Genomic DNA, 20,300 nt, shown 5'->3' with positions numbered 1-20,300 from the left:
ACTTAATTGCTGTCATCTCAGGGAATAATTCACAATGCTATTACTCCACCAATTAACGTTTAATATAGAACAAAGAAATTTGTTTAATAATTTAAGTATTACTTTTCTTCCTTCTTCTATAACATGTGTACAAGGAGCAAATGGCTGTGGTAAAAGTTCATTACTTAGGATGATAGCAGGCATTATGAAACCAAGTAGCGGTAATATATACTATAAAAACTTTAATGTTAACAATATTGCAAAACCTTATTGTACTTATATAGGTCATAATCTAGGTCTAAAAGCCGAAATGACTGTTTTTGATAATCTAAAATTTTGGTCAGAAATTTATAATTCCACTGAAACTTTAGAAGCAGCAATTCATTATTTTAAATTATATAAGATACTAGATGAAAAATGCTACACTTTATCTAGCGGAATGCAAAAAGTTGTAGCTATAGCAAAACTTATTGCTTGTCAAACAGATCTATGGTTACTTGATGAGGTTGAGGCAAATCTAAGCAAAGAAAATAGAGACTTACTGAATAACCTAATTGTCATGAAAGCCAATAGTGGTGGTATTATCCTTTTATCTTCTCACAACAATATATCTATTAAATATGCACAAATATTACAGCTTAATACTTCTTTTTTTTGAATTGTAGATGAAATTTTGAATTTAAAGCTTTAAATTTGATAACCTAATCTCTTTTAGAGTTAAAATATATAAAGCTTTCTCATTGATAAAAAATCAATTCATAAGCTATAAGATGGTAGCTCTTAAATTTCTAGATTAAAAGTTAACTATCATTTATAAATTTTCCAATATAAAATTAAAAAATATAAGAATAACTATAATCCAAACTGAGCAACTAATTATTGTATTTATAGAGCATTCTTTGATAGTTTTTATATAATACTCTTATAAGCAATTCTTTTTTCTTCAATCTCTTTTTAAGGTGCATTTATTTATAAAAGTTACTATTATATAATTGTAAATTATGTAGATATTGCTCATTAGTACTATTATTGCTCCATTTAGTATAACCTGATAGAAATAAAATAATATATTAAGAATAATAGAGAATGCCAACAATAAAGCTAATAGTAGCCACAAAATAAACTACCATACTATAAATCTGTTTAAACATATTGTTATAATCACCTATACTCATAATCTTTATGCAGTTTACTAGCTAATGCTTGCTCCCATTTATCACCATTTTGTAGCAACCTTTCTTTATCATAAATAAGTGCTGTATGTGTTAGGCTAGAAAACTCAAAATTAGGACCTTCAACTATCGCATCTACAGGGCATGCTTCTTGACATAATCCACAATAAATACATTTTGTCATATCTATATCATAACGTGTAGTACGCCTACTACCGTCATCTCGTTCACCAGCTTCAATTACTATTGCTTGTGCAGGACAAATTGCTTCACAGAGCTTACAAGCAATGCAACGTTCTTCACCATTTTCATAGCGACGCAGCGCATGCTCCCCTTTAAAACGTGGACTAACAGGACTTTTTTCATAAGGATAATTAATAGTAACTTTGGCTTTAAAGAAATATCTCAAAGTCAAAGACATACCCTTTATTATCTCAAATAGAAAAAATGATTTTAAATAGTTTATCATAATTTAATTCTTTAAGCTGCTAATTTAAATTTTTATTCTCATAACTTAATATTTTCTTGCTTTTTTATTTGAGAACGATTTTAGTAAGTCGTACATTTTGGATTATAACCTTCTACTGCATTACCATATCATGTTCTATTTAGTAATGCTCATACTTTCTACTACTCATTATATTAACTTAACTTTGGTTCTAAAGTACATGTATTTGTTTTTCCCCTAAATAAAACTATTTCCGTAACATTACAAATAAAACCTTACTCTTCTCTACTCTCTATCGTTACAAATTTTAGCATAAATTATGTTTATTTTATAACCAAACCCCTACACTTCCATTACTTTTAATTCTTCTTAACGCAAAACACCAAGAATCAATAAATATAGATCAATTCAAGAATGCAATTTTCTATAGCAATATCTTTTATTTAATCAAGATTCAAAGTTAAACTTTGTAATAATCTATCTTACGAGTTAGAAAATCTAACATCCTATATCCACCATGACCTTAGCATGAAATATTTTCTCTTAGATTCTTACTTCTCAGAAGATTTATCTATTGCTTTTGATACTTCAGCATTCTCTACTTATTCTACCATACTCCCCTATTCCCCTAAATTTTCTAATACTTATATTAGATCATATAATTTATTAACAAAATTATTTTTTAAAATAGCAATAGTATATTTCATCATAAATTTTATTATACTCTATAAAGTCAAGAAAAAGTTCTATACCTATTTTATTAACCTAAACATTCGGCAAATTATCAGTATATACTAGAACACTTGACACTAATATTACCCAAAATAGAGTTAATGGTAAAAATACTTTCCAACCCAAACGCATCAATTGATCATAACGATACCTAGGCAGAGTAGCTCTGATCCATAAAAAGCAAAATAATAAAAATCCAACTTTAAATGCAAACCAAAAGAAACCAGGTATGAAGTCTAACCAAGATATATTAAACGGTGGTAGGTAACCACCTAGAAAGAACGTAGTGGTCATTGCACTAACAAGTATCATGTTAGCATATTCGCCTAAGAAAAATAAAGCAAATCCCATCGACGAATATTCAACATTATAACCAGCAACTAGTTCTGATTCAGCCTCCGGAATATCAAATGGCAATCTATTCGTTTCTGCAAGCACTGAAATGAAAAATATTACTCCCATAGGCATTAACATTAAATCAATCCACCAAGGAAGTATCATTTGAGCTTCAATAATTTGACTTAAATTAAGAGTGCCAGTAGTAAGTAGTACAGTAATAATAACTAGCCCCATTGATACTTCGTAAGAAATCATCTGAGCAGATGAGCGTATAGCACCTAAGAATGCATATTTTGAGTTACTTGCCCACCCAGCAATAATAATACCATAAACACTTAGGGAAGAAATGGCAAGAATATACAAAACACCAACATTGATATCTGCAAGAACTACACCTTTTGCAAAAGGTATAACAGCCCAACCTATAAGGCTTAATATGAATGTTATTATCGGTGCTAAAATAAATAATACTTTATCAGCGTGTGTTGGTATTATTGGCTCTTTAAATAAGAGCTTAATCGCATCAGCAATAGGCTGAAGTAATCCAAAAAGACCAACAACATTAGGTCCTCTTCTTAGCTGCATAAGCCCAATAACGCGGCGCTCTGCATACGTTAAATAAGCAACGCAAAGTATTAAAGGAATAGTAATAGCAACTACTTTTAAAGCAATTATGATTAACGGAAAAACATATTCAAAAAAAAGTTGAGTCATTTAAAGTTGAACCATTATTGATTTTATTTAATAATATAATTACAATATTTTATTTGCTAGAATAAACAGGTTTAATATAACTCAACAATTATAATTTTAGTTTAATAGAAACAAAAATATAAAAAACTTGCTTGTTATACCTTTTTCTGGATTCATATTTTCACAGGAATGACATAATTGCCATGAAACAACGCTTCATCATGCTTGCGGCTCTCTTTAGCCTCTACACATTTTGCCATAGTTACCGAATTTTTGCTAATTACATCAGTAATGTAATAATTAATTGGTCTGGCAGTTATATTATCTTTTAATAATTTATCTTCTGAGCTAAACCGAGCAAACTTATTCTCTATAATTTTATCGATATTTGCAAATATTTTATATTCTTTAGCGAGTTTTGCTCGTACTTCTTGCAAATTATTTACTTCAATATCTATCTTTAAATAACCAGCAAGCTCTTTAATAATAGCTATATCTTCTTTAGCTATACCTATAGTAGGTACTGCTTTTTCTGCTATTTGTGGCCTGCCTTCTAAATTTACGTAAATCCCGCTTTGTTCAGTATAAGCAGCCGAAGGTAAAACTACATCAGCGTTAGTAGCGCCTAAATCCCCATGATGCCCCTGATATACTATAAACGCTGATTTAAGTTTATTGAAATCAAGTTCATCAGCACCAAGAAGATAAGCTAATTTTATTTCTTCTAACCCATCTAATGAATTATTAAAACCAATATCAAGACTACCAACCATAGATGCATGATTATGAAGTATATTAAAACCTTTCCAATCATCTCGCATCACAGAATATTTATCTACTATTTTATGTACAAGAGATAATATAGCATATCCATCATCTCTTGCATATACGCCATCACCAATTATAATCATCGGATATTTTGCTGATTTTAGATCTTTTGCAAATTCATGATTAGCTTTAGCTAACTCTTCAATTATCTTAATGTTACTGCCTAAATCTTGAACTTTATAAGTTTGATTATGTCCTTCTCCTATTCTTACGACTCTAAGTAAATTGGCGCGGACCCGTCGCCCTATCCGACTATTTAATATCGGGGCTATTTGTCTTGGATTTGCACCTATTAATATACATAAATCAGCTTTTTCTATGCTAGCTATAGTCGTATTAAACAAGTAGTTCCCTCTTTCTTTAGCATCTATTTTATAATTAAACTGATTAGTACTGTAATTACTGCAACCAAGTTTTTGTAGTAATATTTTTAGAGTAAACATTGCTTCAACCGAGGTAAGAGCCCCAGCAATAGCAGCAATTTCCTGGGGCTCTATGGAATTTATTTTATCAGCCACAACTTTTAAAGCTTCACTCCAGCTTGTTTCTATTAATTTGCCATTTTTTCTTACATAGGGGTGATCTAAACGCTGATATTTCAAACCGTCATAACTAAAGCGATTCTTATCTGAAAGCCATTCCTCATTAATCTCTTCATTAATACGAGGTAATATTCTCATTAACTCATCACCTCTACTATCAATACGAGTGTTAGAGCCTTCAGCATCATGTACTCCTATAGAATTTGTATGTTTTAATTCCCATTTACGAGCTTTAAAGGCATAAGGTTTAGAGTTTAAAGCACCAACAGGACAAAGATCGATCATATTGCCAGACATTTCAGAATCCAGAGTTTGCTCTAAATAAGAAGTTACTTCCATATGCTCACCACGATGAATAGCTCCTATTTCTTCTATTCCAGCTATATCATTGGCAAATCTAATACATCTAGTACAATGTATACATCTAGTCATCGCTGTTTTTATCAGCGGTCCCATACATTTATCTTTAATAGATCTCTTATTTTCATGAAATCTATTAGTACCTTTGCCATATCTAAAAGCTTGATCTTGTAGATCACACTCTCCACCCTGATCACAGATAGGACAATCAAGAGGATGGTTAATAAGCAAAAACTCCATCACCCCTTCTCGTGCTTTTTTTACCATTGGCGTATCAGTATAAATAACCATACCACTACCTGCTGGCATAGCACAGGATGCTATAGGCTTTGGTGATTTCTCTATTTCAACCAAACACATACGACAATTACCGGCAATTTTTAAGCGCTCATGATAACAAAAATGTGGGATTTCTTTGCCTGCTTTTTCACAAGCTTGATAAACAGTAGTACCTTCTGATACTTCTATTTCTTGACCATCTATAGTAAGTTTTATCATTTTTTATTTTATCCAATAAGTCATAGGATTTGGGTATGAACTATCCTCTATTAAATATTTAAAACCGATAGCAACACGAAGTATATACCAAATAGCTAATGCAAAATATAATACTACTCCAATAATAATAAATGTGAATATATAAGATATAACCCACCCAAGAATGCCAAGACAAAAAGTACGAAATAAAAATAAATAATGGCTAGTAGCAAAATTCACACCTTTATCTTTATTTAGATATGCAAAAAATACACCAATTAAAGGCAATATTGGTGCTACTACTCCGCATAAATATAATATATATATTACAATTAGATTTTTCTTACCGCTCTCGGTATATTCTTTAAGTTGTTTATCCATATATTTGTTCCTTTTTATTTATATAGATTACCTAACCTATGTCATTTCTGCTAGCATATACAGGAATAACATTAAGGACTATGTTTTAAACTATCCAATACCAAATGCATAATACTGCCATACTTTATATAATTTATCTCATTATCTGTAAATATTTGCAATATTAAATCAATTGCCCTATTCTCACCATTTTGTTTTTTTATTACACATTTAAGTGAGCTATAAGGTTTTACTTGATCATTTAAGCCTAAAATATCAATAGATTCCGATCCATCTAATTTTAAATCTAACCGCGACATATTTTTTGTAAAAACTAATGGTAAGACACCCATACCAACTAAATTTGAGCGATGTATCCTTTCAAAACTTTCAGCTATTACTGCCTTTACACCGAGTAACTGCGGACCTTTTGCTGCCCAATCCCTTGATGAACCACTACCATATTCTTTACCAGCAAAAATTATTGCTGGTACGTTATGAGCTTTATAATCCATTGCTGCATCATAAATAGTTTGTTGCGTAGCATTTAATTGATTTATAGTAACACCTCCTTCAACACCAAGGCACATTTCATTCTTTATACGAATATTCGCAAATGTTCCGCGCATCATTACCTCATGATTACCTCGTCGCGCCCCATAAGAGTTAAAATCAGCAGACTCTATATTATGATCCATTAAATATTTAGCTGCTGGACTAGTTTTACTAATATTTCCTGCTGGAGAAATATGATCAGTAGTGATAGAATCTCCCAAAATTGCTAAAATTCTTGCGGATTTTATATCTTTTATATTATTCCTATTACCTATATTTTTAAAATAAGGTGGATTCTTAATATAAGTGCTGTTTTTATCCCAATAATAAGTAGAACTACTATTAATCTGCAAATCCTTCCATTCTTTTGTTCCAGTGAATATATCATAATATTTCTCTATAAATAGAGAAGAATTAATAAAATTTGCAATTACTTCATCTATCTCCTCTTTATGGGGCCAAATATCTTTTAAATAAATATCATCTCCTTTATCATTTTTACCTAAAGGTGTGCTTGTTAAATCAATATTAAGGCTACCAACAAGCGCATATGCTACTACTAAAATAGGAGAAGCAAGATAACTAGCTTTAGTAAGTGGATTTATACGACCTTCAAAATTTCTATTACCAGATAAAACAGATGCAACAACTAGCTGATTTTTATTAATAGCTTCTTCTATTTCAGCGTTTAAAGGACCAGAATTACCAATGCAAGTAGTACAGCCATACCCTACTAAATTAAAACCTAATTGATCCAAATATTTATCAAGACCGCTAAGCCTTAAATACTCTGTTACAACCTTCGAACCAGGAGCAAAGGAAGTTTTAACCCAAGGTTTTACCGTTAGTCCAAATTCTAATGCTTTTTTAGCAAGTAATGCAGCACCAATCATAACAGTAGGATTAGAAGTATTAGTACAGCTAGTAATTGCCGCAATTACTACATATCCATTACCAATCTCGTAGTTTTGATTTGATATCTTATATTTTTTATTGATATCTGTGTTATTATTTAAAGCAAGAGAAGATAATTCATGTTTAAAATTACTTACAATATCCTTTAAATCAACTCTATCTTGTGGGCGTCTTGGACCAGCAATTACGCTATGTATTGTTGATAAATCTAATTCTAAAATATCGGTATATTCTGCCTCTTGTTTAGAGTCATACCAAAGATTTTGCATTTTTGCATATTGTTCTACTAATTTAACTTGCTGTTGCTCTCTACCTGTCAGTTTTAAATATTGTATTGTTTCATGATCAATTGGGAAAAAACCACAAGTAGCACCATATTCAGGTGACATATTTGCAATAGTAGCGCGGTCAGCAACAGTTAAATTTTTAAGACCTTCACCGTAAAACTCAATAAATTTACCTACTACCTTTTTCTTACGTAGTAACTCGGTAATAGTTAAAACTAAATCAGTTGCAGTAGCCATATTTGTTAATTTACCTGTTAGCTTTACTCCTATCACTTCCGGCAAAATCATTGTAAGTGGCTGTCCTAACATGGCAGCTTCTGCTTCTATACCTCCGACTCCCCAGCCAAGTACAGATAGCCCATTTATCATAGTGGTATGGCTGTCTGTTCCAACTAAACTATCAGGATAAACTATACTATCTTTATGCCACACTACTTTTGCTAAATATTCTAAATTTACCTGATGACAAATACCAGTGCCAGGCGGAACAACTCTAAAATTATTAAATGCTTGTTGTCCCCATTTAAGAAATGCATAACGTTCAATATTACGTTTCATTTCCATCTGTACGTTTTTATCAAATGAATCACTAGAAGCATAAGAATCAACACTTACTGAATGATCTATTATAAGATCAACTGGAATAAGTGGATTAATTTTTAGAGGATCACCTTTAATCTTTTTCATTGCATCACGCATAGCAGCAAGATCTACAATCGCAGGCACACCAGTAAAATCCTGCATTAAGACTCTTGCTGGCATAAAATCTATTTCAGAATCTGATGTTCTAGTTTTTAGCCATTCTTTGAATGCAAATAAACTTTGTTTTGAACTGCTATTACGTAGCACATTTTCAAATAATATTCTTAAACTAAATGGTAGCTTTTCTAAAGGAAGATTAATATCTTTTACTGCTTTATTTATATCATAAACTTTGTATGAAATATTATCAACTAATAGTTCTTTAAGATATTCTGAATTATTTACTTTTAACATTTACTTCTCAAATTCTAATAGCTAGAGTTAGCTTAATCCAAAATGTGGTTTTCTCAAACAGATTAATATAATCTAAGAGAGATTTATATAGATTTTTGAAAATTGATGAGTTTATTTACTATTTCCGTTTCACTGAAATTTGTAACATCAATAGCTATTTCTGTAACTATATTAATATAATTTGCCGTTACTTTAGTTATGCCTTTAGAAATAAGATATGTAAGCTTAACCTCATGCATATTATCTATAAAAACTTTTACTAAACCAGCTTTTAAACTAATCATCATAGGAGCATGCCTCGGTAATACACTGAATACACCTTCTTCTCCAGGTAAGGTCACCATTTTAACTTCCCTTTCAAAAATAATACTTAAAGGCGTAATAATTTTAATATTAATTGTTTCGTTCATTTTAATGCTAGTCTTTAGGTTATTACATGGCTTATACTTTCAGCATTTTAGCTTTTTCTACAGCCTCTTCTATAGTTCCAACCATGTAAAAAGCAGTTTCCGGTAAATCATCATATTTACCTTCTATAAGTCCTTTAAAACCTGCAATAGTATCAGCTAAATTAACGAATTTTCCTTCAGATCCGGTAAATACTTCAGCTACATGAAATGGCTGAGATAAAAAACGCTGTATCTTTCGAGCACGACTGACAATCAATTTATCTTCTTCAGATAACTCATCTATACCTAAAATAGCAATAATATCCTGAAGTGATTTATATGTTTGTAAAATCTGCTGAACTTTTCTAGCAACACTATAATGCTCTTCTCCAACAATCATTGGATCTAGTACTTGCGATGTACTATCTAAAGGATCAACAGCTGGATAAATCCCAAGCTCAGCTATCTGACGGCTAAGTACCGTTGTAGCATCTAAATGTGAAAAAGATGTAGCAGGCGCAGGATCGGTTAAATCATCTGCCGGTACATATATGGCTTGCACAGAAGTGATTGAGCCATGTTTAGTAGATGTAATACGCTCTTGCAATTCTCCCATATCGGTAGCAAGAGTAGGTTGATATCCAACAGCTGATGGAATTCTACCTAAAAGAGCTGATATTTCAGAACCTGCTTGAGTAAAACGGAAAATATTATCTACAAAAAATAAAACATCTTGCCCTTCATTCATATCTCTAAAACTTTCTGCAATAGTAAGACCGCTTAATGCAACTCTAGCTCTAGCTCCAGGGGGCTCATTCATTTGTCCATAAACAAGAGCTACTTTTGATTTTCTTAATTCTTCAAGGTTAATAACTCCAGAATCAATCATCTCATGATAAAGATCATTACCTTCTCTAGTCCTCTCTCCTACTCCAGCAAATACGGTATACCCACCGTGAGCTTTAGCTATATTATTAATAAGCTCCATGATTAATACAGTTTTGCCAACACCTGCGCCACCAAACAATCCAATTTTACCTCCTTTAGTATAAGGAGCAAGTAGGTCAACCACTTTAATACCAGTTACTAATATATTAAGTTCGGTTGATTGATTAGTAAAAGCTGGAGCAGGCTTATATATAGAAGAAAGATTTGAACTCTCAATTTTCCCTCTACCGTCGATTGGTTCACCTATAACGTTCATGATTCGTCCTAATGTTTCAACTCCTACAGGTATACGAATAGGCTCACCAGTATCTATTACTTCTATTCCTCGAGCCAATCCTTCTATTGAATCCATAGCAATACAACGTACTGTACCATCGCCGATATGTTGTGACACTTCTAGCACTATTTTTTGATTATCATTATAGCACTCAAGCGCATTTAAAATCGCTGGTAGTTTAGCATTATTTGTGAATTTTACATCAACTACTGCTGAAATAATCTGAGTAATTTTTCCGATATTTTTTGTCATTACTTTTTCTTTTGTTAAGATAATATTTTTCTATAACATAATAAATCATTAATGTCATACCATAACTTGGCCATATTATCTTAAAAAATAACTTAATAATGACATATTGTACTAGACTCTGTATCAAGGTTGCGATATCTAGAAATACATCTTATAGTTATAATTCCCAGAGATGCTATGGTCCACAAACCACGGCATAACACATTTTCTTACTCTACACTTCCACCTTCAAACCAGATGTAATTTCTATCAACTCTGTGGTAATAATAGCTTGTCTTGATCTATTAAGTTTTAAAACTAACTTACTTATTAAATCATTAGCATTATTTGTTGCATTCTCCATGGCAGTCATTCTTGCCCCTTCTTCACTTGCTCTATTTTGCAATAAAGCATAGTTTACCTGAGAATTCACATATAAATTAATCAAGTTAGAAATTAGATTTTCTCCTTCATATTGATAAATATAGTTAGAGTCAGTTGCACTTAAGTTATCATGATATCTTTCTACCGGTAAAATTTTCTTTTTAGTCATAATTTGCATTATGGCGTTTTTAAATTTATTAAAATATATAATACAATTACTAACTTCCAAATTTTTAACTGCCGACATAATTCTTTGTTTTACTTGAAGTATTAGATACTCATCATGTATTTTTGGTAGTTCAAAATAACTATCAATATAACTTGCATACTGTCTTTTTAGTGTTTTATAACCCATTTTTCCAATAATAATAATTTTTATTTGCGCTCCTTTACTTTCTAAATCTTTAATATCAAGCTTAACTTGCTTAATTATACTATGATTAAACGTTCCACATAAACCACGTTCAGACGTCATAACTATCAATAAATTTGCTTTATTTGGTACTATACTAAAAAATTTTTGCTCTTCTATAGATAGCTCATACATATCAGATGATACTAATATAGTAGACATCATTTTACTAATAGCCTCAATATAAAAATTTGAATTAGCTATTTGATTTTTTATTTTTGCCATTTTAGAAGCTGATACTAATTGCATTGCTTTAGTAATCTTTTGCGTAGATTTAACACTCTTAATTCTAGTTCTTAGCTGCTTTAAATTTGACATAAACTGTGTTTAATAAAATTTTTAGTAAAACCCTCTAAGAATGTTTTTAATTCTTGTTCAGTCTCTTCAGTTATACACTGCTGATTTTTAATTGACTCGAAAATATTTTTTTTATCTACTCTCATTTCTGTAAGCAATTTATCTTCAAATTCTTTAATTTTCTCAGTAGGTATGTTATTTAGATATTTTTTAGTGCCGACATAAATACTTACTACTTGCTCTTCTACTGGAAAATGATTGTATTGTGCTTGTTTTAATATCTCAATAAGCTTTTTACCATGGTTGATTTGTGCTTTGGTCATAGGATCTAAGTCTGATCCAAATCGCGCAAAAGATTCAAGCTCTCTAAATTGAGCTAGCTCAAGCTTTACTGAACCTGCAACTTGTTTCATAGCTTTTATTTGCGCAGCAGAACCAACACGACTCACTGAGATCCCAACATTAACAGCTGGTCTTATACCTTTATAGAATAGCTCACTTTCTAAGAAGATTTGCCCATCGGTAATTGAAATAATATTTGTTGGAATATAAGCTGATACATCTCCTGCTTGCGTCTCTATTATAGGCAATGCCGTAAGAGAACCACTTCCTCTTTCTTCCGACATTTTAGCAGCTCTTTCAAGTAATCTTGAGTGCAAGTAAAATACATCTCCTGGATATGCTTCTCGCCCTGGTGGTCTTCTAAGTAATAATGAGATTTGTCTATATGCTACGGCATGTTTACTTAAATCATCATAAATAATAAGTGCATGCATACCGTTATCACGAAAATATTCACCCATGCTACATGCAGCGTAAGGTGCAATAAATTGAAGAGCAGCAGCTTCTGAGGCAGTAGCTGAAATAATAATAGTATAATCCATTGCTCCTGCAGCTTCCAATTTTTTGACTATTTGAGCAACACTTGATCTTTTTTGCCCAATAGCCACATAAATACAGTAAATTTTGTCTTTTTCATTATCTAGCAAATGAGATTGTTTTTGATTAATAATAGTATCAACAGCTATCGCTGTTTTGCCTGTTTGCCTATCACCTATTATTAATTCTCTTTGTCCTCTACCTATTGGTATTAGCAAATCTATAGCCTTTATACCTGTTTGCACAGGCTCATTAACACTTGCTCTTTCTATAATCCCTGGAGCTTTCATCTCAATATTTCTATATTCTTTAGTAACAATCTCACCTTTACCATCAATAGGGTTACCTATAGCATCAACTACACGCCCTAGTAAAATAGCACCAACAGGTACTTTTAAGACTTCTCTAGTTCTTTTTGCTTTATCTCCTTGCTGTATTTGATTATCATTGCCTATAATTACGGCGCTAACACTGTCATTTTCTAAGTTTAAAACAAGACCTTTAACTCCTGATTCAAATTCTATTACTTCACCCGACTTTACATTAGCAAGACCGTAAATTGTAGCTATACCATCTCCAACAGTTATTACCACCCCTATTTCTTCGAGTTCACTTAACTGATTAATATTTGCTATTTCTTTTTGTAATATCTCAGTTACTTCTATAGGTTTTAGTTTCATTTAATTTACGTCTCCTATATGGACTGTGTCATAGCATAATGCAACGAACTTGTAGGTGTTCTTGAGCAGCTTAGAAAGCTCATTGTCATACTGCGATTCTGACCACTAGTTCTAATAAAATATACCACTACAAATTGTTTTTGAGACATTGCAGTCAAAATCAAGGCATAATAACATAATATATATAATAATTTATGCAGCAATTTTAACATTCTTTAAAATTTTTGCTATTTTATCAAGGCTACCTTTTATTGAGTAATCTTGAAGCACATTATCATACCTAATTATAATCCCTCCAACAACAGTAGAATTTATATCAAAAATCAATTTTGTTTTCTGCTTTAATTGCTTTTCTATCTTAGACTTAACCCATTCCTGCTCCTGCGGTTGTAACTTACTTGCAGAAATAACTTGCACTATTTTTATATTCTTACTCTCATATAATGATCTGTTATAAGCTTTTAATATTTCTGGTAAAATTGACATACGAGAATTTTTTACTAATAACAACAAAAAATTTTGTACTATTTTACTTGCTGTAGTATTTTTTATCAATAAATCAATCAGTTGTTCTTTATTTATTTTATTTACTATAGGAGAAGATAAAAATTCTTTAATCTTAAAATTACCTTCAATAATATAATTTATGGCTTTAATTTCCTCAAATATCTTTTCTTCAATGTTACCTATTCTAGCATTCTTAAATAATGCTACTGCATAATTTTGAATTAGATGATCTTTTTTCACTTCTTTAACTCTTAATACTTAATAATGCAACGCTCTATCATAGGCATTAAGTACTGATTCATGCATCATTTCTGATAAAGTTGGATGTGGAAAAATGGTGTTAACCAAATCTAGCTCTGTTCCTTCTAGATTTTTAAAAATGACATATCCTTGAATTAATTCAGTAACTTCTGAACCTATTAAATGCGCACCAAGTAACTCACCAGTCTTAGCATCAAATATAGTTTTTATTAGCCCTTCACTATCTCCACTAACTAAAGCTTTACCATTCGCTATAAAAGGGAATCTTCCTATTTTAAGCTCATAATTTAATGCCTTTGCTGCTTCTTCTGTCAAACCAACACTCGCTATTTGTGGATAAGAGTAAATACAGCCAGGAATATTATGCTTATTAATAGAATGTGGCTTTAAACCGGCTATAGCTTCAGCTGCAATAATGCCTTCATGACTTGCTTTATGAGCTAAACAAGGTACTCCTGCTACATCTCCTATTGCATAAATACCAGATTCTGTAGTTTGCATCAATCTGTTAGTAATTATATAACCATCCTCTACTTTAATTTTAGTTTTCTCTAAGCCTAAATTTTCTGTATTTGCCGTAATGCCTACAGCCATAAATAAGATTTCAGATTGAATTTTCTGTATTTTACCTGCTAATTCTAGTTCAACTTCTATTTTATCTTTTAACTTTGTTTGCTTGATTAACTTAGCATCTGTAATAATTTTTATTCCTCTTTTTTCAAAACTTCTATGAGCAATTCCTGCAATTTCTGCATCTTCGGCAGGCAATATCCTAGTATGAGCTTCAATTACAGTAACATCTACACTTATACTATTATAAAATGAAGCAAATTCTATACCAATTGCACCTGAACCTACAATGATAATAGACTTTGGTATTTGCTGTGGTATCATAGCTTCTTTAGAAGTCCAAATTTGTTTACCATCAGGCTCAAATCCTTTTAAAACTTTAGGACGTGCTCCAGTAGCTATAATAATATTAGCTGTTTTTATAGATAATTTATTCCCCTGCGAACTTATATGTACTATTTTATTCGCATCAAGCGTAGCTACTCCATCTATTATGTTCACTTTACTTTTCTTCAGCAATAGCTTAACACCACCAGCCAGTCTACTTGAAATCTCTCTAGAGCGTTCAACTATCTTCTTAAGATTGACTTCAGGCGACTTAGTATCAATCCCATAATCTTTAGCATGCTTTATATACTCAAACATTTCAGCAGATTTAAGCAAAGATTTTGTGGGTATGCATCCCCAATTTAGACATACACCACCCAAATGCTCTTTTTCTATTAACATAACCTTTTTCTTTAGTTGTGCTGCTCTAATTGCTGCGACATATCCTCCAGGACCACCGCCTATTACAACTACATCATATTGTTCCATTTCAATCCATCAATTCGTTTATATTTAGCAAGCCTATTAAAAAAAAATAAAATAGACAAGTTTAATTCGAAAAAGAGCAAGCCACTCACAGCTTCTGACTACAATGTAATTAACATATGTAACAATCAAAACCGAGAAACGTTGCAAGCAATTTTCATATTAAACTAGTACTACTTCTCAGCATCCATTTATTCTTTTCATGCATCTTAATCCTTCCAATAATCACATCAGCAGTTCCTTCATCGTTTTCCACTTGTGCTACTTTAAGACCTTTATATAGCGTATCTATGATAATTTCCTGATCTTTCACTAGACTTTTAAGCATTTCATTCACTATTGCATTTGGATTTGGTTCACTTATAGATGCAAATTCTATTAAATTTGATAAAGCAGGAATTTTAGAACCTAAAACTCTGATTCTTTCCGCAAGCTCATCCAAACTTTCTGCTAAATCCTTATATTGTTCTTCAAACAATAAATGTAGACTTCTAAATTCTGTCCCTTCTACATTCCAATGATAATTTTGCGTTTTAAAATATAATGCATAACTATCGGCTAAAATTTGTTCTAAAGCTTTTATTATCTGCATATAATATCCCTTTAAATTTTAATAAGCTTTTCGATTTTATAATATTCTTTCAAATACTTCAAGAAATAACAAATACTTCAATTATGCAAGAGCTCTAATAAATCTCCTGTGATTGATCATCTATAGTTAGTACGTAATCAAAAACATCAATATTGTCATGATGATCAATTATATCTTCATTCTCAAACATTTGCACATTATTTACTTTAAATGCCTCAATAATTTCACCACTAGGCATAATTTTACCTGTTGCTCTATCTACAGCTAATAATTTTATTGAATCAGGTATCTTGAAAGGGATAGAAGACTCATCTTTATAAGCATTACTTATAAAATCAATAAAAATAGGTAATACTACAGTTGAGCCGGTCGCCTTTTGTCCAAGACTTCTTGGCGTATCATAACCAACATAGCTTCCTACTACTATTTTCGGTGTAAAACCTACAAACCATGTATCTTTACTACCGTTACTAGTACCGGTTTTTCCACCAATAATCTTTCCTAATTTCTTTGCAGAATATGCTGTTCCCCTATCTACTACTCCTGTTAAAAGCGAAGTAATTTGATAATCGCTAGCTTCATCTGTAACTCTATAAATATTTTCTGCTGGAATTTCTAATACTGCACTTTCTAAATCAGCATCTGAAACATTACAAGATAGACATTTTCTATTATCACGGCGATAAATAATCTGACCATTACGGTCTTTAATTAATTCTACAAAATGTGGTTTTACTTTTTTACCACCATTAGCAATAATGGCATAAGCATTAGTCATACGCTCAAGTGTTGTTTCAATTGAACCAAGTACTATAGAGTAAACTTTTTTTGGTTCATCATTAATGCCAAATCGCTTAATTATATCGACGATCTTTGTAAGCCCTACGGTATTAGCTACTCTTACAGTTACAAGATTACGGGACTTTTCAAGCCCGGTACGCATAGTAATTTGACCTAGAAATTTACCTTCATAATTTTTAGGACGCCAACTAGGCATACCAGGTCCTTGTGAAATTTCAATAGGTCCATCGTTAAAAATTTGATTTGGCTTAACACCATTTTCAAGTGCTGCTAGATAAACAAAAGGCTTGATTAAAGAGCCAGGTTGGCGAAGTGCCTGCGTTACTCTATCAAATTTACTTGTATAAAAATCATACCCACCAACGCTTGCAAGCACTTGTCCAGTATTTGGATTCATAACCATAATAGCACCATTTACCTCAGGAATTTGACAAAGAGCATAGTAATCTTTTACAGCTGTAACAGCTACGATATCTCCTTTTTTAAGCAAACTCTTAACTGATTTAAGATTAGCTTTTGCCCACTTCATCTCAGAAATAGGAATCTGTGATTTAGTGCCATCAACAAGACCAATTCTAGCATAATTATCAGCCACCTCCAAAATAACAGCTAGTTTATAGTTTAAAAGTGATGTAGGAGGTATTACTTTTTTTAATTCTTCTTGCCAATTATTAGTAGAAATATTAGCTATAGGTTTTCTAAAACCACGTTTTCTATCAAACTCTCTAATACCTTTTTTTAGAGAGTCTTCAGCTAATTGTTGCATTTTTGCATCTAAAGAGGTAATAATAGTAAATCCCCCTGTGTAAAATTCTTCTTTACTATTTAATCTTTTAATTACCTCTTCTCGCACTTGCTCAGCATAATAATCAGCTGTAACTGTCTCATTGCGATCACGTTTGCGTAAAACTATTGGACTATCTATAGCTTCTTTTGCAGCATCTTTTGTTATATAACCATCTTCAAACATACGTGTTATTACATAATCACGGCGCCCTTTGACTCTAGCATAGTTTTTCTCAGGATTAAGATCAGAAGGCGCCTTAGGCAACGCAGCAATAAAAGCTGATTCTGCAATAGTGAGTTCTTCTATTGATTTATTAAAATAATTCTGCGCTGCTGCTGCAATACCATATGCACCGCAACCAAAAAATGTTTGATTAAGATATAATTCTAAAATTTGATCCTTCGTAAATACTCTTGAGATCATATAAGATAAAATTACTTCTTTAATCTTACGTTTAAGGGAAACTTCATTAGTTAATAAGAAGTTTTTAACCACTTGTTGCGTAATAGTAGAAGCACCTTCCATACGCCTATGATGTAAATAATTCGATATATTAAAAAACGCTGCCCTAATTATTCCAAATAAATCAATACCCTGATGGTTATAAAAATTTTTATCCTCAGCTGCGATAAAACTTTCTATTAATGAAATTGGTATACTATTAATTGGTACAAATACACGACGCTCAAAAGCATATTCTTCCATTAATTTGCCATCACGGGAATAAATACGTGTTACTGAAGGAGGATAATAGCTTGCAAGCTGTAAATAATCAGGAAGATCTTTAGAATAAAGATATATTATATATGCTACAGCTCCACAACCTATTAGAGCAAGCACAAAAAAAATCTTTAGACAAAAAAATAAATATTTATACATAATTCTTTAATGTAATATTTCACCAGTTAAGCTATTAATTGTAGCTTTAGTAATTTTTACATCAACAATTTTACCAAGTAAATCTTTGTTTGAGTTCGTAATATATACAGATTGCATATATGGTGTTTTACCTATTATTTGATCATCAAATTTACCATTACGACTGAATAAAACTTTTATTATTTTACCGATAGAACTTTTATTAAAGGCTAATTGCTGAGATGAGAGTTCTTTTTGTAAGATAGTTAATCTCTTTGATTTTATATGTTCAGGCACTTGATCTTTTCTAGTTGCTCCAGGCGTACCAGGGCGTGGGCTATATTTGAATGAATAGCACTGACCATATTTTACTTTACGTACTAAATCTAAAGTATCAGCAAAATCTTCATCTGTTTCTCCAGGAAAACCAACAATAAAATCAGAAGATAAGACTATATCTGGTCTTGCTTCTCTTAAACGATTAATTATATTAAAGTAAAAATCTCGATTATGTTTACGGTTCATTGCTTTTAATATTCTATCTGAACCTGATTGCACTGGTAGATGCAGAAATGGCATTAATTTAGGCTCCAAGCCGTGTAATTTTATTAAGTCATCTGACATATCTATCGGATGTGAAGTAGTATAACGCAACCTTTCTAAACTTGGAATTTGTGCTAGATGCTTTATTAAATCGGCAAGATTAAATATTTTGTCATCTAATCCCTTACCATGATAAGCATTTACATTTTGTCCAAGTAGCATAATCTCTTTAGCACCACTTGCCACAAGCTTTAATGCTTCTCTGTATACCTGCTCTACATTTCTAGAAAACTCAGCACCTCTAGTATAAGGTACTACACAAAAGGTACAAAATTTATCGCACCCTTCCTGCACTGATATAAAAGCACTGCTTCCTTGTGGATGTAATTGTTCTGGCAATTGATCAAATTTTGCTTCTTCAACAAAATCAAGATCAATTAAATGTTTTTCATGCCTAACAACTTTAGCGATTAATTCTGGTAAATTATAATAAGATTGCGGACCAACAACGATATCAACATAAGGAGCTCTAGTAAAAATTTCCTCTCCTTCTGCTTGAGCAACGCAACCTGCTACAACTATCACTGCAGAGCTTAAACCATCTTTTTTTCGCGTGTCTTGCAATTTCTTAATACGCCCAAGTTCTGAATAAGTTTTTTCAGCTGCTTTTTCTCTAATATGACAGGTATTTAAAATAATAATATCAGCTTCCTCAATACTTTCTGTAGGCTCATAACCAAAAGGATAAAGTAAGTCCTGCATCTTGACAGAATCATACACATTCATCTGACATCCGTAAGTCTTAACATAAAGCTTCTTATTCATACACTGTCTTAATACTCTAAAAAGTTTTATATTATACTTATTTAATGCAATTTGCCAATTACAAAATATAATGGCATTGTTGTCTAAATTGGTAAAGCATAATAAAACTATGTCATGCCTCAGCTACAACTACATTGTTACATAGCTCTTATGTCATGCTCTCACGAAAATTGGAATCTAGAATTAAAAAGCTTAATGTAGCACAATACTACAAGTTTAGATAAAATAAAAACGCAAAAAGTTTATTTTTATGTTTCTTGCTAGATTACCTGCTTTCATAGTAATAATATCAATTGCCTTTAATGATGCAAAACAAAAATGTGATAAGGATTCACACAACTCTTTATCAGGTGCTTTAAACGGTATAAATTTGCCACCTGGTTTTAAGATGCCGTTCTAAGTTCTATATATTCCTACTGCCTTAGCCATATAGGATTTGTTGCTAAGTTTTGATATTTTTCTTTGTTATTCCGCGATCAAGTCAGTCTTGTTGCATATTAGAGAAATTATTTTAAGTATTTCAAGCGCTGTCATTTGTAAGTACAATAAATCATATGGGTAGT

The 20,300-nt window shown here is 31.6% G+C and carries 15 protein-coding genes and 1 pseudogene; 2 read left to right on the top strand and 14 right to left on the bottom strand.

What is annotated here, in order from left to right:
• Positions 1 to 34 precede the first annotated feature (34 nt).
• Complete coding sequence (ccmA, locus tag AC27F4_RS01310) at positions 35 to 637, top strand: heme ABC exporter ATP-binding protein CcmA (protein ID WP_487061326.1); 603 nt, start codon at positions 35 to 37, stop codon at positions 635 to 637.
• Positions 638 to 1,140: 503 nt separating this feature from the next.
• Here ccmA and nuoI read toward each other — a convergent pair.
• The 14 genes from nuoI to miaB form a co-directional block, all read right to left on the bottom strand.
• Entirely contained in the window at positions 1,141 to 1,620 is a 480-nt protein-coding gene (nuoI, locus tag AC27F4_RS01305; protein WP_487061324.1) for an NADH-quinone oxidoreductase subunit NuoI, read from the bottom strand.
• Positions 1,621 to 2,364: 744 nt separating this feature from the next.
• Positions 2,365 to 3,384, bottom strand: coding sequence for an NADH-quinone oxidoreductase subunit NuoH (gene nuoH / locus AC27F4_RS01300; protein ID WP_487061322.1), 1,020 nt, complete (start codon positions 3,382 to 3,384; stop codon positions 2,365 to 2,367).
• Positions 3,385 to 3,536: 152 nt separating this feature from the next.
• On the bottom strand, positions 3,537 to 5,591 hold the full coding sequence (nuoG, locus tag AC27F4_RS01295; protein ID WP_487061320.1) for an NADH-quinone oxidoreductase subunit NuoG: 2,055 nt from the start codon (positions 5,589 to 5,591) through the stop codon (positions 3,537 to 3,539).
• 3 nt (positions 5,592 to 5,594) lie between these two features.
• Positions 5,595 to 5,951 carry a DUF4870 family protein gene (locus tag AC27F4_RS01290; protein WP_487061318.1) on the bottom strand — a complete coding sequence of 119 codons (357 nt, stop codon included), beginning with the start codon at positions 5,949 to 5,951 and terminating at the stop codon, positions 5,595 to 5,597.
• A 71-nt stretch (positions 5,952 to 6,022) separates the two neighbouring features.
• Positions 6,023 to 8,683 carry an aconitate hydratase AcnA gene (acnA, locus tag AC27F4_RS01285; protein ID WP_487061316.1) on the bottom strand — a complete coding sequence of 887 codons (2,661 nt, stop codon included), beginning with the start codon at positions 8,681 to 8,683 and terminating at the stop codon, positions 6,023 to 6,025.
• Positions 8,684 to 8,766: 83 nt separating this feature from the next.
• Positions 8,767 to 9,093, bottom strand: coding sequence for a F0F1 ATP synthase subunit epsilon (locus AC27F4_RS01280; RefSeq protein WP_487061314.1), 327 nt, complete (start codon positions 9,091 to 9,093; stop codon positions 8,767 to 8,769).
• A 31-nt stretch (positions 9,094 to 9,124) separates the two neighbouring features.
• Complete coding sequence (atpD, locus tag AC27F4_RS01275; RefSeq protein WP_487061312.1) at positions 9,125 to 10,549, bottom strand: F0F1 ATP synthase subunit beta; 1,425 nt, start codon at positions 10,547 to 10,549, stop codon at positions 9,125 to 9,127.
• Between the two features lie 214 nt (positions 10,550 to 10,763).
• Positions 10,764 to 11,642: an ATP synthase F1 subunit gamma gene (gene atpG / locus AC27F4_RS01270; RefSeq protein ID WP_487061310.1), complete on the bottom strand. Its 879-nt coding sequence runs from the start codon at positions 11,640 to 11,642 to the stop codon at positions 10,764 to 10,766.
• On the bottom strand, positions 11,630 to 13,180 hold the full coding sequence (atpA, locus tag AC27F4_RS01265; RefSeq protein ID WP_487061308.1) for a F0F1 ATP synthase subunit alpha: 1,551 nt from the start codon (positions 13,178 to 13,180) through the stop codon (positions 11,630 to 11,632). Before atpA ends, atpG begins: the two co-directional genes overlap by 13 nt.
• 192 nt (positions 13,181 to 13,372) lie before the next feature.
• Positions 13,373 to 13,927, bottom strand: a complete 555-nt coding sequence (atpH, locus tag AC27F4_RS01260) for an ATP synthase F1 subunit delta (protein ID WP_487061306.1) — start codon at positions 13,925 to 13,927, stop codon at positions 13,373 to 13,375.
• An 18-nt stretch (positions 13,928 to 13,945) separates the two neighbouring features.
• Positions 13,946 to 15,334 carry a dihydrolipoyl dehydrogenase gene (gene lpdA / locus AC27F4_RS01255; RefSeq protein ID WP_487061304.1) on the bottom strand — a complete coding sequence of 463 codons (1,389 nt, stop codon included), beginning with the start codon at positions 15,332 to 15,334 and terminating at the stop codon, positions 13,946 to 13,948.
• A gap of 154 nt (positions 15,335 to 15,488) precedes the next feature.
• The gene (locus AC27F4_RS01250; RefSeq protein WP_487061302.1) at positions 15,489 to 15,923 is read right to left on the bottom strand and encodes a Dps family protein; all 435 of its coding nucleotides are present in this window, start codon (positions 15,921 to 15,923) and stop codon (positions 15,489 to 15,491) included.
• A 94-nt stretch (positions 15,924 to 16,017) separates the two neighbouring features.
• Complete coding sequence (locus tag AC27F4_RS01245; RefSeq protein ID WP_487061300.1) at positions 16,018 to 18,390, bottom strand: penicillin-binding protein 1A; 2,373 nt, start codon at positions 18,388 to 18,390, stop codon at positions 16,018 to 16,020.
• A 6-nt stretch (positions 18,391 to 18,396) separates the two neighbouring features.
• Entirely contained in the window at positions 18,397 to 19,737 is a 1,341-nt protein-coding gene (miaB, locus tag AC27F4_RS01240; RefSeq protein WP_487061298.1) for a tRNA (N6-isopentenyl adenosine(37)-C2)-methylthiotransferase MiaB, read from the bottom strand.
• Between the two features lie 283 nt (positions 19,738 to 20,020).
• Between miaB and AC27F4_RS01235 the strand changes: the two are divergent.
• Positions 20,021 to 20,137: pseudogene (locus AC27F4_RS01235) on the top strand (YbaB/EbfC family nucleoid-associated protein); the annotation flags it as partial.
• Between the last annotated feature and the right edge of the window lie 163 nt (positions 20,138 to 20,300).

Source organism: Candidatus Rickettsia mendelii (genome assembly GCF_057543435.1).
Note: the sequence above shows the minus strand (reverse complement) of the source record. Positions and strands in the feature narration are given on the sequence as shown.

Bases quoted from the DNA above. Each gene is read 5' to 3' on its own strand.
- ccmA (WP_487061326.1), top strand. From the start codon at position 35: ATGCTATTACTCCACCAATTAACGTTTAATATAGAACAAAGAAATTTG.
- nuoI (WP_487061324.1), bottom strand. From the start codon at position 1,620: ATGATAAACTATTTAAAATCATTTTTTCTATTTGAGATAATAAAGGGT.
- nuoH (WP_487061322.1), bottom strand. From the start codon at position 3,384: ATGACTCAACTTTTTTTTGAATATGTTTTTCCGTTAATCATAATTGCT.
- nuoG (WP_487061320.1), bottom strand. From the start codon at position 5,591: ATGATAAAACTTACTATAGATGGTCAAGAAATAGAAGTATCAGAAGGT.
- AC27F4_RS01290 (WP_487061318.1), bottom strand. From the start codon at position 5,951: ATGGATAAACAACTTAAAGAATATACCGAGAGCGGTAAGAAAAATCTA.
- acnA (WP_487061316.1), bottom strand. From the start codon at position 8,683: ATGTTAAAAGTAAATAATTCAGAATATCTTAAAGAACTATTAGTTGAT.
- AC27F4_RS01280 (WP_487061314.1), bottom strand. From the start codon at position 9,093: ATGAACGAAACAATTAATATTAAAATTATTACGCCTTTAAGTATTATT.
- atpD (WP_487061312.1), bottom strand. From the start codon at position 10,549: ATGACAAAAAATATCGGAAAAATTACTCAGATTATTTCAGCAGTAGTT.
- atpG (WP_487061310.1), bottom strand. From the start codon at position 11,642: ATGTCAAATTTAAAGCAGCTAAGAACTAGAATTAAGAGTGTTAAATCT.
- atpA (WP_487061308.1), bottom strand. From the start codon at position 13,180: ATGAAACTAAAACCTATAGAAGTAACTGAGATATTACAAAAAGAAATA.
- lpdA (WP_487061304.1), bottom strand. From the start codon at position 15,334: ATGGAACAATATGATGTAGTTGTAATAGGCGGTGGTCCTGGAGGATAT.
- AC27F4_RS01250 (WP_487061302.1), bottom strand. From the start codon at position 15,923: ATGCAGATAATAAAAGCTTTAGAACAAATTTTAGCCGATAGTTATGCA.
- AC27F4_RS01245 (WP_487061300.1), bottom strand. From the start codon at position 18,390: ATGTATAAATATTTATTTTTTTGTCTAAAGATTTTTTTTGTGCTTGCT.
- miaB (WP_487061298.1), bottom strand. From the start codon at position 19,737: ATGAATAAGAAGCTTTATGTTAAGACTTACGGATGTCAGATGAATGTG.